Origin of the sequence: Staphylococcus casei (assembly GCF_030294405.1) — a bacterium.
Classification (GTDB): domain Bacteria; phylum Bacillota; class Bacilli; order Staphylococcales; family Staphylococcaceae; genus Staphylococcus; species Staphylococcus succinus.
This window is the reverse complement of sequence record NZ_CP125718.1, coordinates 19,996-38,200: the sequence shown is the minus strand read 5'-3', so window position 1 is coordinate 38,200 and position 18,205 is coordinate 19,996. Positions and strand designations below refer to the sequence as shown.

13 protein-coding genes and 2 tRNA genes are annotated in these 18,205 nt (G+C 34.9%); 2 read left to right on the top strand and 13 right to left on the bottom strand.

What is annotated here, in order from left to right; all coding sequences use genetic code 11:
* Positions 1–11: 11 nt before the first annotated feature.
* Complete coding sequence (locus tag QMO72_RS00150; protein WP_103266526.1) at positions 12–3,041, top strand: type I restriction endonuclease subunit R; 3,030 nt, start codon at positions 12–14, stop codon at positions 3,039–3,041.
* 99 nt (positions 3,042–3,140) lie between these two features.
* Here QMO72_RS00150 and QMO72_RS00145 read toward each other — a convergent pair whose 3' ends face one another.
* From QMO72_RS00145 to QMO72_RS00095, 11 genes are all read right to left on the bottom strand, one after another.
* The gene (locus QMO72_RS00145) at positions 3,141–3,419 is read right to left on the bottom strand and encodes a hypothetical protein (protein WP_241958357.1); all 279 of its coding nucleotides are present in this window, start codon (positions 3,417–3,419) and stop codon (positions 3,141–3,143) included.
* Between the two features lie 74 nt (positions 3,420–3,493).
* Positions 3,494–3,973, bottom strand: coding sequence for a 23S rRNA (pseudouridine(1915)-N(3))-methyltransferase RlmH (gene rlmH / locus QMO72_RS00140; RefSeq protein ID WP_071331193.1), 480 nt, complete (start codon positions 3,971–3,973; stop codon positions 3,494–3,496).
* 735 nt (positions 3,974–4,708) lie between these two features.
* A complete protein-coding gene (locus QMO72_RS00135; protein WP_101117797.1) occupies positions 4,709–5,509 on the bottom strand; it encodes an MBL fold metallo-hydrolase in 801 nt (266 codons plus the stop codon).
* Positions 5,510–5,959: 450 nt separating this feature from the next.
* On the bottom strand, positions 5,960–6,742 hold the full coding sequence (locus tag QMO72_RS00130) for a two-component system regulatory protein YycI (RefSeq protein ID WP_103266525.1): 783 nt from the start codon (positions 6,740–6,742) through the stop codon (positions 5,960–5,962).
* Positions 6,743–8,080, bottom strand: coding sequence for a YycH family regulatory protein (locus QMO72_RS00125; RefSeq protein WP_103266523.1), 1,338 nt, complete (start codon positions 8,078–8,080; stop codon positions 6,743–6,745).
* Complete coding sequence (gene walK, locus QMO72_RS00120; RefSeq protein ID WP_103266521.1) at positions 8,070–9,902, bottom strand: cell wall metabolism sensor histidine kinase WalK; 1,833 nt, start codon at positions 9,900–9,902, stop codon at positions 8,070–8,072. Before walK ends, QMO72_RS00125 begins: the two co-directional genes overlap by 11 nt.
* Positions 9,903–9,915: 13 nt before the next feature.
* The gene (yycF, locus tag QMO72_RS00115; RefSeq protein ID WP_046837657.1) at positions 9,916–10,617 is read right to left on the bottom strand and encodes a response regulator YycF; all 702 of its coding nucleotides are present in this window, start codon (positions 10,615–10,617) and stop codon (positions 9,916–9,918) included.
* 336 nt (positions 10,618–10,953) lie between these two features.
* Complete coding sequence (locus QMO72_RS00110) at positions 10,954–12,360, bottom strand: DHA2 family efflux MFS transporter permease subunit (RefSeq protein WP_103266519.1); 1,407 nt, start codon at positions 12,358–12,360, stop codon at positions 10,954–10,956.
* Between the two features lie 442 nt (positions 12,361–12,802).
* Positions 12,803–13,264 (bottom strand): MarR family winged helix-turn-helix transcriptional regulator, encoded by a 462-nt coding sequence (locus QMO72_RS00105; protein WP_103266518.1) that lies wholly within the window; start codon positions 13,262–13,264, stop codon positions 12,803–12,805.
* A gap of 153 nt (positions 13,265–13,417) precedes the next feature.
* Positions 13,418–13,490 (bottom strand) — tRNA-Asp (locus tag QMO72_RS00100).
* Positions 13,491–13,497: 7 nt separating this feature from the next.
* Positions 13,498–13,572: transfer RNA gene (locus tag QMO72_RS00095), tRNA-Glu, on the bottom strand.
* A gap of 330 nt (positions 13,573–13,902) precedes the next feature.
* Here QMO72_RS00095 and QMO72_RS00090 point away from each other — a divergent pair.
* Positions 13,903–15,111: a macrolide family glycosyltransferase gene (locus QMO72_RS00090; protein WP_103266143.1), complete on the top strand. Its 1,209-nt coding sequence runs from the start codon at positions 13,903–13,905 to the stop codon at positions 15,109–15,111.
* 104 nt (positions 15,112–15,215) lie between these two features.
* On the opposite strand, the gene QMO72_RS00085 is transcribed toward QMO72_RS00090, so the two are convergent.
* Together QMO72_RS00085 and dnaB are read right to left on the bottom strand one after the other, a co-directional pair.
* Positions 15,216–16,505: an adenylosuccinate synthase gene (locus tag QMO72_RS00085; RefSeq protein ID WP_103266144.1), complete on the bottom strand. Its 1,290-nt coding sequence runs from the start codon at positions 16,503–16,505 to the stop codon at positions 15,216–15,218.
* A gap of 289 nt (positions 16,506–16,794) precedes the next feature.
* Complete coding sequence (dnaB, locus tag QMO72_RS00080) at positions 16,795–18,192, bottom strand: replicative DNA helicase (RefSeq protein ID WP_069824502.1); 1,398 nt, start codon at positions 18,190–18,192, stop codon at positions 16,795–16,797.
* Positions 18,193–18,205: the final 13 nt, after the last annotated feature.

The window sequence follows — 18,205 nt, the reverse complement described above, 5'->3', positions numbered from 1 at the left end:
GAGGGGTGTCTATGATTGAAAATAGAGAAATTAACTTTGAACAAGATATAGAAGCAAGTCTGGTTCATCACGGGGGATGGGATTCTATACGGTTTCAAGATACTCATTACGACGCAAGACTCGCTCTTGACTCAATAGTTTTATTAGAATTTGTAAAAGAAACTCAACCTAAAAATTGGAAAAGATATATTTCTATTTACCGTACAGATGCAGAACAGAAGTTTCTAAAACGCTTAAATGAAGAAATCACAACACACGGAATATTACATGTCCTCCGAAAAGGAATCAGAGATCGTGGAGTCTCTTTTAAAGTTGTTTACTTCCAACCCGCATCATCTTTGAACACACAAAATATTAAAAAGTATAGAGCCAATCGTTTCCAATGTGTGCGTCAATTTCAGTATAGTAACCAGCATAGAAACACTATTGATATGGTGTTAATGATTAATGGGATTCCTCTTGTTGCATTAGAACTTAAGAACCAATATACAGGTCAAAATGTAGAACATGCGAGATTACAGTTTGAACAAGATAGAGACCCACGAGAATTGGTTTTTCAATTTAACACTCGTTTTCTAGTATATTTCGCAGTAGATCATTTTAATGTGTTGATGACAACAAAACTTGCAAAAAACAGAACTTACTTTCTTCCTTTTGACCAGGGATCTAACGGTCCTGGTCATGTCGGTGACGCAGGGAACCCGCCAAATCCTGATGGATATCCGACTTCTTATTTATGGGAGAATGTACTCACAAGTCATCAGTTATTGGATATTATTGAACGATTTATGAATTTAGAAGAAAAAAAGAAACTACTGATTTTTCCACGTTATCACCAACTGGATGTTGTAAAAAAATTAGTATCAGATACTCAGCATTATGGTCCTGGAAAGAATTATCTCATTCAACATTCTGCTGGTTCGGGTAAGTCTAATAGTATTGCTTGGTTGGCATACCATCTTGCTTCCTTGCATAATGACGAGGATCAGCCGATTTATTCATCGGTCATTATTGTTACAGACCGTACTGTTTTAGATCGCCAACTTCAAAATACATTAATGAGTTTCGAACATACCACTGGGCAAGTCGAAACTATTGGAGATAATAAAACTTCTCAAGATTTAAAAATAGCTATAAATGACCAAAAGAAAATTATTATTACTACATTACAGAAGTTCCCAGTAATTTATGATGAGATAGATAATACAGCTGGTAAAAGTTTTGCTATTTTAGTCGATGAAGCGCATTCTTCTCAAACAGGGAATAGCGCACAAAAACTAAAACATGCGTTAGCAGACAAAAAAGCTTCTTTAAAAGAATACCAAGAATTTGAAGAAAGCGTTGAAAATCAATCGTTAGATGACCAAGATCAAATTGTTCAAACATTACTGTCCCAAGGTCAACACGACAACTTAAGTTTTTTTGCTTTTACAGCTACACCGAAAGAGAAAACGATTGAAATGTTTGGAACAAAACAAGCAGATGGGTCCTATCATCCATTTCATATTTATAGTATGAGACAAGCCATTGAAGAAGGATTTATTCTAGACGTTTTACAAAATTATATGACATACAACACTTCCTATAAAATTGCGAAATCGATTGAAGAAGACCCGGAATTGCCAAAAACAGAAGCAGTTCGAGCTATCGCTAAATATCAATCTCTTCATCCTTGGGTGCTTAGACAAAAAGCCGAGATTATGATTGAACAATTTAGATCAGTGACACAAAAAGCAGTCCAAGGTAGAGGAAAGGCAATGATTGTGACAGCTTCACGACTCCACGCCGTACGGTATATGCAAGAGTTCAAAAAGTACATCAAAGAAAAAGGATACACGGATATGGATGTGTTAGTCGCTTTTTCAGGTACTGTAGAAGATGATGGAATTGAATATACAGAACCGAAGATGAACTTAACGCATTCTGGAGAACGCATACAAGAAAATCAACTGAAAGAAGCATTTCATAGTGAAGACTTTAATTTATTAATTGTCGCAGAAAAATACCAAACGGGATTTGACGAACCTTTACTTCATACAATGTTTGTCGATAAGAGATTACGCGGAGTAAAGGCAGTCCAAACATTGTCTCGCCTCAATCGTACTATGCCTGGAAAAACAGATACTTTTGTTCTTGATTTTATAAATACAGCAGAAGAAATATATGAAGCATTCCAACCTTTTTACGAAGCAACTTCTCTAAAAGAAGAAATTAATATTAATTTAATTTATGATACACAGAGTAAACTCCGTAAATTCCATATATACGATGATGATGACATTCAAACAGTAATGAAATTAAATCGTCAAGCAAAACAAAAGCAAAATGATCAATTACTTGGTCGATTGAGTAGCGTGTTACGCCCCGTTATTAGTAGATACAGTGATCTTCCAGAAGATGTTCAATACGATTTCAGAGTTACACTAAGGAACTTCAACAAATGGTATAACTATATCGCCCAAATTGATCGTACTTTCGACAAAGAGTTACTAGAAGAAAATATTTTTACTGGTTTCTTATTAAAATTTATTCCTAAAAAACAACGCAATTATATCGATATCGAAGACAAAGTTAAGCTAGAGTATTATAAATTGCAAGAAGATTTCAGAGGAGATATAGAACTTGTCAATGAAGATATGGAAAGTGGGCAATTGGCTCATCCTTCAGAAGTGAATGCAACTGTTGGACCTGAAGAAGAATACGATTCTTTAAATGAAATTATACAAAAAATCAATGAACGATTCCCAGATGATTTTACTCAAGGTGACAAAGTGCTCGTTAAACATCTGCGAGAAACATTGATGAACAATACAGATGCGAAACTTGTAAACATGGCTCAAAACAACAGCGAAGAAATGTTTGCGAGTAGTTTATTCCAACAACAATTCCAAGATTTCTTGATTGATCAATATAATCAAGGAGAATCTGCATACTCTAAAATGTTTAGCAATAATAGAGATTTTTATGACACTGTTTATCAACTACTAGCAAAAGATTATTACAGATGGCTACGATCACAAAAAGCAGATAATTTTTCTTAAATTAATTATTTTTAAACTAACTTAAAGATTGTTCGCAGTCTTTAAGTTAGTTATTTTAAAATTTTAATTTAGCAATAGACTCTCGTCCTAAGTTCACTTTCATATGATATGTTTTTTAATATTTAACCCTTCTAAATTTTCCGATTCTTCTAACAACTGTGATATGTATGCCTCTAGTTTCTTATCCATTGATATTTCTCCACGATAATCCACTATATAAGTTGCTCTTTCTAAATAAGTAGGTAATTTTAATAATTCCATTTTATAAGGCGACATAAAAACTTTTCGATAACCTTTAATTTTTTTATTATATGAAATTTTATTAATAATAAAAGCCCATATAGCTCCAATTACTGCACTAACTATTTCACTTGACATTGTTAATCACTTCTGCTTTCCAAATAAATTAAAGGACTCTAATGTCTGATTAACTTTTTCAAGAAAAAACCGCATCATTTATGATATGCTTCTCCTCGCATAATCTTAAACGCACGGTAGATCTGCTCTATCAACACGACACGCATCATTTGGTGTGGGAAAGTCATTTTACTGAAGGATAATGCATAATCGCTACGGTCTAGCACATCTTTATGTAAGCCGTTGGATCCACCAATAATAAAGGTGAAGTCACTTTGTCCTCTAGTCATGCGTCCTTCCAGTTCTTTGGCTAATCCTTCTGAAGTCAACATATGCCCTTTAATTTCTAAAGTAATGACTGTGGATTGTGGTTTTACTTTTGCTAATAAACGTTGTCCTTCTTTGTCCTTAACTTGTTCAACCTCTTTGTCACTCATATTTTCTGGTGCCTTTTCATCTGGTACTTCAATTATTTCAATTTTGGAGTATGCACCTAGTCTCTTTTCATATTCTGCAATTGCTTGTTTCCAGTACTTTTCTTTTAATTTACCTACTGTGAGTATTGTAATTTTCATTATGAGCCTCCATGTTTATAAATGTAATAAGTTATTATAGTTATCCACAAGTTATCAACTTATTCACACTGTTCCCTCTTATTATAACAAGATTGCATACTAAAAATTAATATAAATTACGCTTTATTCACAAAAATTCGTTAATAAGTCACTATTATGTGGATAACTCTGTGTATAATGTGGGTATTTACCTGTGAATTGTGCACATCTCTGGATAACCGTGCACAAAACCGTGGATAACTTGAAGGTCGTCTTACATACTTATTCACAAATTTTACATTCCTTTTACAAATATATGCTGATAACGCTTGAAAATCCTCAAGTTATCCACTGATGATTATTTATCCCCTAACTGTATATTCCATTTCTAAATTAAGACCTCGGTTTGTATACCTAATAAAATTTTCACTGTTCTCTTTTTTGTAGCTAACAATCAACCTTTAAATACACTAGGGTATGTTCAATGATGAATTATATATTAGATAAGTTAAATGATTCATCAGTTTACAACCGCTCACTACACTTGCATAATGCACACGATCCAATACATCTTTATAAGTCTGCCTAACATCGCCTTCAAAAGCTCTAATCTTGATATTATAGTTATCGATGGTTCTGGTTTGCTGAATGTAATACATTGAACGCCCACACATGCCCAAGTGCTACGTTAATTTTCGATATAATATTGCTGTTATGACATTAAAAGACGCTGTACCTCAGAGAGGTAAAGCGTCTTTATAAAGTATATATAGGTGTTGCTTTGGCTTTGTCTGTATCACACAGCAATATGTCACGTTCTGTATCGATATCATGTTCGTTTAGGACTTGTCCCACACTCATGCGAGCAAGATCTTTCATGTTGTTATCTTGTGATAGATGCGACAGGTAAATGCGTTTAGTGCTACCTGTGATGACGTCTGTCATTGCGTGTGCTGCATCTTCATTGGAAACGTGGCCCATATCACTCAAGATACGCTGTTTGGTTTTCCACGGATAAGCGCACATGCGTAACATATCCACATCGTGATTACTTTCAAATATAAAGGCATCACTACCTTGAATCATACCTTTCATGCGATCTGAAACGTAGCCTGTGTCTGTAATAATTGTGAATTTCTTATAGTTATTATGGAAAATATAGAATTGAGGATCAATCGCATCATGCGATACATTAAATGATTCTATATCAAATCCAGCTATAGATTTCGTATCATATGGATTGAAAATGAATTTTTGATCCATTGGAATCTTACTATCTTTCTTTTCAATAGCTGTCCATGTTTTCTCATTGGCATAAATCGGTAAGCCGTATTTACGAGCTAACACACCTAAACCTTTAATATGATCAGAATGTTCATGTGTAACTAATATACCGTTTAAATCTTTAATTTGTTTATCAATCTGTCCAAATAGTTCTTCCATTTTCTTACCTGTCAAACCTGCGTCGACAAGTATACTTCCTTTATCACTTTCCACATAAGTGGCATTTCCAGTACTACCACTCGCCAATACACTCATTCGTATCAAGCGATTCACCCTTTCTAATCTATAAACACTGTTTAGCCCAAATGGCTATGGGGCAGACTTCGGTTTATGTGCCCTCAATATGCCCTCTGTCTAATTTATTATTTTATATAAAGTCTGTGCTTCAATATTATGGCATTATGAAATGACTGCTCTTCCATAAATTCCTATAAGCACGTTTTAAAATATCACTTATATTATACTATATCGAATCATTACTCACTGCTTCAATTACTCTGTTTAACAGTATTTAATTTTAACATACTTTCAGCTATCCGCGAATCATTATTAATTTCCTATCTGACCTCTAATATATTTAACCTTTGTTCATAATTAGGTCCTTATGTTGATTACTATATTTTTGAACCTCTATATTTCAGACGTATTTTATTCTACTTGTTTATGTATACACCATACCAAAAACGCACATCTACTTAAAAGATGTGCGTGTCTTGATTAAAGCTATTCTTCAATAATCTTTGGACTATCAGAGACTGCTTCTACATAATATGTTGTAATCTTATTGTCGTGTTTGACTTTGATTTCCCAGTTAGCTTCTAACACTTGTACATTCGGTTCTTTTACTACAGTGTAATAACCTAGACTTGTATTCATTACTTCGTCATTTCGTTTTAAATATTGATTGTAGTAAAGCGCTTCAATAGCACGTCTTGCCGTAATCACTTGTTTCTCATCGTTATTTGCACCCTCTGAAGGCTCGATAGATTTCATAGCAGTTTGTTTATAACTTGAGGCTTTCCCGTTATCATTCACGTTAAATTGCAAGCGCGCTTTATCATTATTCATAATCGGATAATTGTTATACGTCTGTTCAAAAGTGACGTTTTTATTATTAATCTGACTCATCTCATAATTTGAACCTTTGTAGACTTTATCTTTTACATAAGATTTTAAGTCTGTATATTGATCATTGCTTACATCGATTGGGCTACTAATATCACCTTTAAGCAAAGAGCCTGACTGCGCGCTCGAAAGATGCGTATGTCCTTTTGCATAGTCTGAGAAATCATTAGATCTTGCCGTCAATAATTGCATTTTTAGATTTTTCACACTCGGGAGATTGTCTGGAATTTTAATTTCTTCTTGTTTAAAATTCACTGCGTTTTCATCTTCACTATCATTGATATGTGATTTATTCACTTTATCAATATAAATAATAACTAGACCAATATTAACTAGAATAAATACGAAAATAAATAATGTCTTTGCGCGTTTCCAGTTCATTTATTCTAGCCCCCCATCTTTGTACGTGAGCCATTCTCCATTATACTCAACATACCATTGTGGTTTGAATTCACTGTTACGCTGAATTTCAATATCACTTTTATCTGGTTGGTTTTCCATTTTATAACCAATCGTCATATTCGTCACTTTTTCAAAATCAATATTCGGATTATTCGCCAACTCTGAACGAACGGATTCAGCACCAGGTAAATCTTGTTCGTCTTCGCCACTATCAATCGTTACATTGGCTTTCAATAGGGCACGTGCATAGCTAAAGACACCTTTATTGCCCCATGAGACCTTAATATTATTTAGATCATCATCGTTAAATGTAGGACGACCGTTTAAGAACATTTGGTAAGTGAGCTCACCCTTTTTATTATCTGTGCTAAACAGTCTGAAATCATCTGTAAAGCCACCATGATTATTAATATAATCATACGTACTTGGTATGCTGTCTTGCATATTCGTTGAACGGTTTTCATCTTCTGAAAGATTCGTATAACGATATTTTTCACTATCGTCATTGTAATTGGCGACACCCGTATTGTTATTGTATGTTGTCGTACCACTCTTTGAACTGCGCACAACGACTGAATCATTAAACAAAATGGAGTTCATCGTATCTACACTGATTCGGTTATAGATCGTGTGGTATGATTTCAAGTCCTTCGGTGCACTTGGTGCGAATATATGTGTAGCCTTATCAATCGTATCTTTATTTGTAATAATTTCTGTATAAGGCTGCATTTTTTTACGCAATGACTCTAGTTTTTGTGTGAATTTGTCTTGTTTAGCTGTTGTCATCATACGCACGACATTGTGACGATCTTTACTAATCGCGTACAGTTTGACCTTACCATCTTTCGTTCTATCAACTAATAAACGATTAAATTTAAAGTTGTTAGGTACTTTGGCATTGATATTCAGGGCTTGACCTAAGTATGTAGCCAATGGCATATCATAAGTAAAATCAAGTACTAAAAAATCATCACTCAAGTCTGGAATAATCAAATTATGATTACTATGCATTTGTTCTGACTGAATTACACGTTGATTCTTCAATGGTTTCGTCATTTCATTGATATTACTACGTGTGGCTTCCATCCCTTTAGTGTCTTCACCTTTTGAATAGATGACTTGGTAAGGTGTTATGACTTGATTCATACCTTGATTCAACGGCTTGCCAATAGTATTCGGCTTAGATTCATCACTATGCTCTTGCTTATCAACGTCAGCTAAATCCGGTGAAAAATTCCATGTCATATAGGTTAAAACGACACTCATTAATACCAGTAGGAATAGGATCATAGATTTGATTAACTCTTTACTCCGCATCCCAATCACCATCTTCTAAAACTTCACAAGGCAGCGTGATAAAGATTGACGTCCCCTGGCCTTCCACACTGTTCGCCCATATGCGACCATTGTGTGCTTCAACAATTTCTTTAGAAATCGCTAAACCTAATCCTGTACCACCCATTTTTCTTGTACGTGCCTTATCCACACGGTAGAAACGATCAAAGATTTTATCTACTTTATTGATTGGAATACCAATACCATTATCTTTCACACGGATCGTCATGCGATTATAGAGTGCATTCTGTTTCACGTGAAACTCTACGCGTTTGTCGCCGCGTGAATATTTCATTGCATTGGTAATAACGTTATCAAATACTTGTGTCATCTTGTCTGGATCGATTTCTGTAAAAATGGTTTGTTTTGGAATTTCACGAATAAATGTAGTATCTTTCGCTGCCATTTCATGTCGATTAATAATTTTGTTGATAAACATATTGAAGTCGACAATTTCTTTCGTAATTTGATCTGACTCGTTGTCCATTTTAGACAATTGAAGTAAATCATTAACAAGACGAATCATTCGTTCTGTTTCTTCACGCGTTACCGAAAGGAATTGTGGCGCTAAGTCATCATCTTTCCAAGCACCTTCTTCTAAGGCTTCAATGTAACTATTCATAGATGTTAACGGTGTCCGGAGTTCATGTGAAACGTTAGCAACGAATTCACGGCGTTCACGTTCAACTTGTTGTTGTTCTGTGACATCATGCAGCACGGCAATATAACCTGTTACAAAGCCTGTTTCCTGCACAATCGTACTAAAGTTAACCCGGGCAATAATGCCTTCTGTCTCATTGATGTCTAACAAGAAGCTGTCATTATTCTCTTGAATTTCATCTAGTGAAAAATATTCTTCCAAGTTCAGTACATTTAGCATGTAATCTCCGATGATATCTTCCTTCACCGTCCCCATCATCGTCAATGCCATGTCGTTAACAATACGTACACGCCCACGACGGTCGGTTGCAATAATACCATCACTCATGTGGGTAATCACGGAGTCAAGACGACGCTTCTCACTTTCCGTATTAGCTTGTGCTTCTTGAACACGTTTGGACAAATTGTTAAAGGCTAGCGCAAGCTCACCAATTTCATCATTCCCATAGATTTTCACGCGTTGTGTATAGTTACCTTTAGACATCTCTACAGTTTGATTTCTCATATCTGTGATTGGCTTTGTAATGGTACGCGCAATAAAGAACCCTAGAATAACAGTGATCAGTAATGAGATACCTGTCCCGACAATAAAGATTTGGTTAATATTGCTTAACTGGTTATACACATCATTGATGTCTGCTTCGATATAGACGTCACCGATTGTACCGTTATTTGAAGTCTTAACTGGCAAATTGTAGACCCACACACGTTGTTTCCCGCCACCGTAATCTTTGAGCACTGTATGGCTATTAATTTCGCCTAAAGATAATGCTTTTTGAATGGAATTATCATTCGCTTTTTGATTGATTAGACTACGCGTAGACTGCTTCGATGTTGCCATAATGATTTGGTCTTTATCAATAAAACGTATTTCTTCAATTTCTTGTCTATTGGCATACTCATTTAATAAGTTTTGAACTTCTTTTTGAGCGTTTACCGAATTGTCTTCGTCATAGACTTTTTCTATATTAATTTCTATTTGTTTCGCATATTGCGAAATATTATTTTTAAATGTTTGTGTTAATTCTTTTTCTAGACTATTGGTAAAGTATAAACCGATAATTTGCATACCGATTATAATTAGCAACACATAGACGATTACAAGCTTCGTGTGTAAGGATTGAAAATGCTTAAGCCATTTCATTTATCGTTGCCCTTTATTCGTGTTGTTGGAGGAAATATCCAACACCACGACGTGTCACAATATATTCAGGATGCGATGGATCGTCCTCAATTTTTTCACGTAAGCGTCGAATTGTTACATCTACAGTACGCACATCACCAAAATAGTCATAACCCCAAACGGTTTGTAATAAGTGTTCACGTGTCATTACTTGGCCCATATGTTTAGACAAATAATGGAACAACTCGAATTCACGGTGTGTTAATTCTATGTCATCGCCACGTTTTTTAATTGAATAAGCATCAGGATATATTACGATATCTTTAATAGAAATTTCATTAGAAGCATCATTTACTTCCTGTGCAGGTTGTGAATAGTGACGACGTAAGTTCGCCTTCACACGTGCAATTAATTCGCGTGTACTAAACGGTTTCGTTACATAGTCATCTGCACCAAGTTCAAGGCCTAATACTTTATCAATTTCCGAATCTTTCGCAGTTAACATGATAATTGGCATTTCATATTTTTTACGTACTTCACGACATACTTCCATGCCATCACGGCCAGGTAACATAATGTCTAGTAACACAATGTCTGGCTCTTCATCATATATTAAATCTACTGCGTCATTACCATCGTAAGCACAGAATACTTCATAACCTTCTTTTTTTAAGTTGAATTCTAAAATATCAGCAATTGGTTTTTCATCATCGACTACAACAACTTTTCTAGCCATATTTATAAACCTCATTTCTTTATTGTAGTACTTTTTATTTAAGCATCTACATACACATTTCCTTATTATCTAATTTACCATTTATGCAGTGCTAATTCTATTGTTGTAAATAAAAAGTTATATTAGTAGATTGTATAATAATACCATGTCTTTACACACTTCGTAACTAAAGTGATGTTTCACATATGTATTAATTGTATACATTTTTCAATCTATTTACGAAATAATTGCTTGATACTTTTTTAAAATAAAAAAAGATACATTTAAGTTTCATTATTTATCTTTAAAATGAACACTTATCTGTATCTTTATTTATATTATTTTTAATGATTTAAATTATATTGCTTTAGGCTTTTTCACAAAGCATGCACAAATCAATCCAATCATTGCTAAAGCAATAATGAAGTAAAAGACATATTGTACACTGTGGGCGATTGCCACTTCATTAGTCGCATGTGCATGACCTTTCATAAACATGCTCATACTCGCTGTGTAAAGCGTAATGGATAGTGCAGTACTTGCAGAGCCACCGACTTGGATTAACGTCGTAATCGTCGCTGAGCCGTCAGCATATAGAGCACGTGGTAGCTGATTTAACGCATTCGTTTGTGCAGGCATCATCACAAGTGATATGCCTGCAAATAGAATCATGAAGGTAAGGATAATTGCCCATACCGGTGTAGAAGCGGAAATAATGACTGCAAATATGATAGCCGCTACTAAGATACACAAGAAGCCTATGATTCCAAAGTATCTTGCACCAAAACGATCAAATAAAGATCCTATCACTGGTGATAATACTAAATTGACTGCATTGCCTGGTAATAATATCAAACCAGCAATAACGGCACTATAGAGTAATGCACCTTTTAAATACAATGGTAATAAAATACCTGTTGATAAAACACATAAAATAGTAACAAATACCATGACTGCACCAAGTACAAACATTGGATATTTAAATACATTCAAATTAAGCATAGGTGATTCTAATTTAAATTGACGTACAATAAATGTTACTAAACTTACAATACCTATCGCTAACGGCAACCAAACGATGACATTGGTCACTGCTGCTTCTGCCATAGTACTTAAGGCAAATACCAATCCTGCAAAAGCAATGGTTGATAAAAAGATAGAGATAATATCAATTTTAGGTCTTGTAATTTCTCCTACATTTTCTACTCTCCAAAAAGCTAAGATTAATACCACAATATATAACATTGCGCTAATCCAAAATATAAAATGCCAACTTAATGCTGAAATAATAATTCCGGATAAAGTGGGCCCAAGCGCCGGACCGGCCGTTATCACGAGACCCATAATGCCCATGATAGCGCCACGTTTTGCTACTGGGAAGATGAACATTAATACTGTCATCATAATAGGTAACAACATACCTGTCCCTAATGCTTGAATAATACGTCCGAGTAATAATACGCCGAAGTTTGGAGCGACAGCACCTATTAATACACCTGCTAACGATAACAATATTCCTGTGATGACGAGAGACTTCGTATTAAACCATTTGATTAAATAAGACGATGCAGGCACTAAACATGCCATCACAAGTAAATATCCTGTTGTTAACCATTGTACCGTTGCCGCTGGTACTTGAAAGTCCTGCATAATATCTGTTAACGCCATATTCAATGCTGTTTCACTAAATAGACCCATAAAACCACTAATCATTAATACAAATGCGTACATTTTTGGGTTTTTTACTATTACTTGTTGTGTCATTTGCTATACTCCTTTGTTAATGACGAAATGAAGTATAAGTATAATTGAAAGATATTAAGTAAGTTATTCTTGAAATAAAATATTAATAACTCATAAATTGCTGTTTATTGGCAGGCCATTTTACTACAATGATCTTTAAAATTATTTATCACTTATTCCTGTATTTCAATTCACATATTTGTCTTTTTTATCTTACCTATCTGTATTGTTAGAACAGTAAACATTCAAAATCAGTACTACTCATATAGTCATTAAGTAAAGTACTTACTAGGTACTATCTAACTGTCTAAAAATAATATGCACTAAAAAGACGACTTACTTACTTTAGCAAAGAGTCCTAAATATTGTCAACTAGGTTGACAATATTTAAGGTAAAAAATTTGAGCGTTTGTTTCTCTCTAAACAGATAAGTATTAAACCAACGCTCTATATCACTGAAACACTATATTTCATTTTTACTTTTAAATTCAGTCAAATGCCAATCTTGTTGTAAGATGGTTTTAAATATTTGAAATTGTTCTGTACCTATAATCGATTCAATGTGTTGTTCCAAAGTTTGTTTGCATGAAATGTAACTGTCAAAACACGCGCTGCCATAAGAAGTCAACGTTACACATTTTTCTTTTTTATTATTTGTCATGCTACCAATGATAACCAACTCTTTTTTTTCAAGTTGCTTAACAGATTTATGAATAGCTTGTCTTGTTAAATTCACCTTATGTGCAATTTCTGAAAATGTTAAAGTTTGGTTGTATAGCATAGCCATGATGTACCATTCAGAGCTATTCACGTTTATATCATTCATTTGATTGGCTTTTGACTCTACTATATTTCTCATAGCCCCATGCCTCTCACTCAAGGTATCTATCACATCTAACACTTTTAAGTCTACATTTTCAAACATTGTTACACTCCTTAACTTCGTTTCTATCATTTTAACGCTTTTTATTTCAATTACATAAAAAAAGCATTATACACATATAATTTCCACAGTCAGGCCCTTCAACCATTGCAAAACTAAGCATAAAAAAATGCCCATCCTATTGGATGGGCAATACGGTCTCGACGGGAATCGAACCCGCGATCTCCTGCGTGACAGGCAGGCGTGTTAACCGCTACACTACGAGACCTAAAAAATGGTGACTCCTACGGGACTCGAACCCGTGTTACCGCCGTGAAAGGGCGGTGTCTTAACCGCTTGACCAAGGAGCCTGTCTTAAGCACAAGATAAATTATATCAACTCTCGCTAGGGATGACAAGCTATTTTTTAAATTTTATTAGTATAATTTTCCTTATAAGTTGTATAAAGTGAGAAAAAGGTGGTTTATAGCAGAAAATAACATCTTTTCAAACTTTAAATCTTCTTAAAAACATCTATTTTAGAGATTACAATAAACACTTTTTATTTTCTTCCTTATCTAAATTCTCAATTAATATAAAACAATTTATAATGCAAATAAAAACTATTAATATTTAAATCTTTTTTGTTTACAAAGATATTTGATAAACTTATCTAATAACACATTTTAGGAGGAAGACAATTGGCAAAAGTATTATTTATTAATCCAGGACCATCAGGCCATCTCAACCCAGCCGTAGCAGTCAGCAAGACATTAGTAGAACGTGGCGAAGATGTTGTGTTTTATGCTAACGATCACTACAAAGAAAAATTAAGCGGTACAGGGGTAGAACTGCGTATCATCCCTTCAGAACCTATCGTGGAGGCTTTTACTACATATGGTATGAATCATCTCTTTAACGTCATCAATGGCCTTTTAAAAACGACAGACATTATCTTGCCACAAATATTAGAAGACGTACAACATGAACATTATGATTATCTCATCCATGATTCTATGTTTGGTTGCGGCCACTTAGTATCACAAAAATTAAATATCCCTACTATATCAACCGTTACATCGTTTAACCAAACTACACAAACGTTTGATGCTTTTACGAAACATTTAGCCACAACGCTTACTCAAGATGAAGTTGATAACGCAAATGCAGCGTTTGATGAATTGAAGCAACACGTTGAATCTACATATCATGTCGATGTGCCTTCTCGCTTTGAAGTCATGAATAACCCAGGTGATTTAAACCTATCTTATGTTATGGAAAAATTTCAAATAGACTATGCTTCTTTTGATTCACAGCGCAATTACTTTGCAGGTCCTTCAGTGATCCAGCCACAACCATCTGGTTTTATGGAGCAAATTGATCGTTCTCGACCTATCATTTATATTTCTCTAGGCACCATCTTTAATCAAAATATTGCCTTTTTCAATAAATGTTTTAAAGCATTGAGAGATTTAAATGTAACTGTAGTTGTTTCCATAGGCAATGAAAATCGTTTAGAAGATTTTGAAGACATTCCAGATAATTTTATACTTAAAGCATATGTTCCTCAAACCGAGCTCCTCCAACATACTTCATTATTCTTAACGCACGCAGGGATGAATAGCACAAATGAATCTATGATGATGGGTGTGCCGATGCTTGCATTTCCGCAGAGTGCCGATCAACCAGTTGTTGCTCAACAAATAGAAGACTTAAATTTAGGCCAACAATTAAATGCAGAAACGATGACACCTGAAATACTAAAACAAACTGTATTAGATATGTTAGGCAATTTGGATTATTACCAACACAATATAGACCAAATTAGAGATACTGAACCAAATCAGCGTCCAGGTTATGAATTAGCCGTAGATCGCATACTCGCATTTCGCGACCAAAATTGTAAGTAATTCATACAATTTAAGATAAACAAAAATACCTTGTAGATGCGCCAATATTGGCAACAGCTACAAGGTATTTTTTTGAATATCTTAACATGCTCGATTTATGTACTTTATACTTCCCATAAATCTTCTAATAAGTTTGTTTGATTACGGTCTGGACCTACTGAGAAGATTGAAATCTTCACATCACATAACTCAGAAATACGTTCTAAATAGTTACGTGCATTATCAGGTAACTCTTCTAAAGTACGGCAACTTGTAACATCTTCAGTCCAACCTGGTAATGTTTCAAAGATTGGCTTGCAGCGTTGTAAGTCTTTTAAGTTTGCAGGGTATTCAGTGATTTCTTTACCGTCTAATTCGTATGCAGTACAAATCTTCACATTTTCAAGACCTGTTAATACATCGATAGAATTGATAGATAAATCTGTAATACCACTTGCACGACGTGAGTGACGTAATACAACTGAGTCGAACCAACCTACACGACGTGGACGTCCTGTAGTTGTACCGTATTCACGACCAACTTCACGGATATGATGACCATCTTCGTCAAATAGTTCTGTTGGGAATGGACCATCACCAACACGAGATGTATACGCCTTACATACGCCGATTACTTTTGACACGAACGTTGGACCTACACCGCCACCTACAGTAACATTACCTGCAACTGGGTTACTTGATGTAACGAATGGATATGTACCATGATCGATATCTAACATAACGCCTTGTGCGCCTTCGAACAATACTTTTTCATCTGCAACAAATGCATCATCTAACACTTTAGCTGTATCTGTAACGAATGGTGCTAAACGTTGACCTGCAGCATAATATGTTTCAAAGATTTCATCAAATGATGGGCACGTTTTACCAAACATACCTTTGAAATAAGCTTCTTTATGTTCAATATTTTGTTTTAATAGTTTTTCAAATGTTTCTTTGTCTAATAAATCCGCTACACGAATACCGATGCGTTGTGCTTTATCTACATAAGCTGGACCGATACCTTTTTTCGTTGTACCGATTTTATTATCTCCGCGGCGTTCTTCTTCATATTCATCTTGTTTTAAGTGATAAGGTAAAATAACTTGAGCGCGATTAGAAATACGTAAATTATCTGTTGAAATACCTCTTTCATTTAAAGCGTCTAATTCTTTTAATAATGCGACTGGATCTACAACTACACCATTTCCGATAACTGCTAATTTTTCTTTATAGAAAATACCAGATGGTACTAAGTGTAATTTGTATGTTTCTCCACCAAATTTAATTGTATGGCCTGCATTGTTACCGCCTGAAAAACGTGCAATAACATCTGCTTGTTCTGCTAAGAAATCCGTAATTTTACCTTTACCTTCGTCTCCCCATTGTGTCCCAACGACTACGATTGATGACATATGAGCACCTCCAAGTTTTTCTCAATTAACCATTTCGTATTCTACCAATACAAAAGGCATAATGCAAACAAAAATCGAACATTGATTTTTCATCATTTTATAACTTTTTGAAATTCTTAAAAACTAAACGCACACGCTATAGACCTAGTCATACCAACCTTTTACCTTTAATTATCATAAGATTACGATACATACTTCCATTGAAACAAACGAACTGAATGCAAACAAAAACCGTACAATAAAACAAATTCAAGCATTATTGTACGGTAAAATTATTTTTTATCTTTTTTTATCCCATCTCTGCATGGGCATAATCTATATCGGTAAATTTATTGTATTGTTTCATAAAGTGTAACTTCACTGTGCCGGTTGGGCCGTTACGCTGTTTGGCGATTATAATTTCAATCTCACCATTATCGTCATTTGTTTGAGGTTCATAATTTGAATCATCGTCATCTTCGTCTTCGCCACGATTATAATAATCATCACGATATAAGAAGGCAACGATATCGGCATCTTGCTCAATAGAACCTGATTCACGAATATCACTCATCATTGGTCGTTTATCCTGACGTTGTTCCACGCCACGAGAAAGCTGACTCAATGCAATAACTGGACATTCTAGTTCTCTGGCTATCGCTTTTAACGTACGAGAAATCTCAGAAACTTCTTGTTGACGGTTATCTGAAAAGCGTGATCCACTACCAGAAATTAACTGCAGATAGTCAATGACAATCATATCTAACCCATGCTCTTGCTTTAAGCGTCGACATTTCGAACGGATATCCGTAATACGAATACCTGGTGTATCATCAATAAATATCTTTGTGCGTGATAGTTTACCTACTGCTATTGTAAAACGGTTCCAGTCTTCTTCTGTCATCATCCCCGTTCTCAAACGGTTGGAATCGACATTACCCGAACTACAAATCATACGTGTTGCTAGCTGATCAGCACCCATCTCAAGCGAGAAGATCCCTACAGAGAAATGATCTTCATGTGTGGCTACTTTTTGCGCAATATTAAGTGCGAAGGCAGTCTTACCTACAGAAGGTCGGGCTGCTAAAATAATTAAATCATTACGGTTGAACCCAGCAGTCATCTGATCTAAATCTCGATAACCTGTAGGTATCCCAGGTGTCTGACCACTATTTTGATCTAATAACTCCGCGTTTTCATATACGTCACCAAGTACATCACGAATATCTTTAAAACCGTCACTTTCACGTGTCGATGATAATTCTAATATACGTCGTTCCGCATCATTAAGTATCGTATCAAGTTCCAGTTCATCATTGTAACCATCATTTGCGATGCTATCAGCAGTTTGAATTAATTTACGCTTAGTTGCGTGTTTAAAAACAATCTCTGTATAGTACTGGATATTACGCGTTGTTGGTACATTGCTAGATAACTCAGCAAGATATTGTGGTCCACCCGCTTCATTCAATCGTCCTTCTTGTGACAATTGATCCATGATTGTTACCACGTCAATATCTTTATTGTCTTCGTTGAGATTCATCATAGCTCTAAAGATGTGTTGATGTGCGCCTCTATAAAAGGACTCAGGAAGCAAGACTTCCTGAGTTGTGTTAATCAATTCTGGATCTATGATAATGGCACCTAAGACAGATTGTTCAGCCTCATTGCTATGTGGCATTTGATTTTGTTCATACATTCCATCCATTACGATTACACCT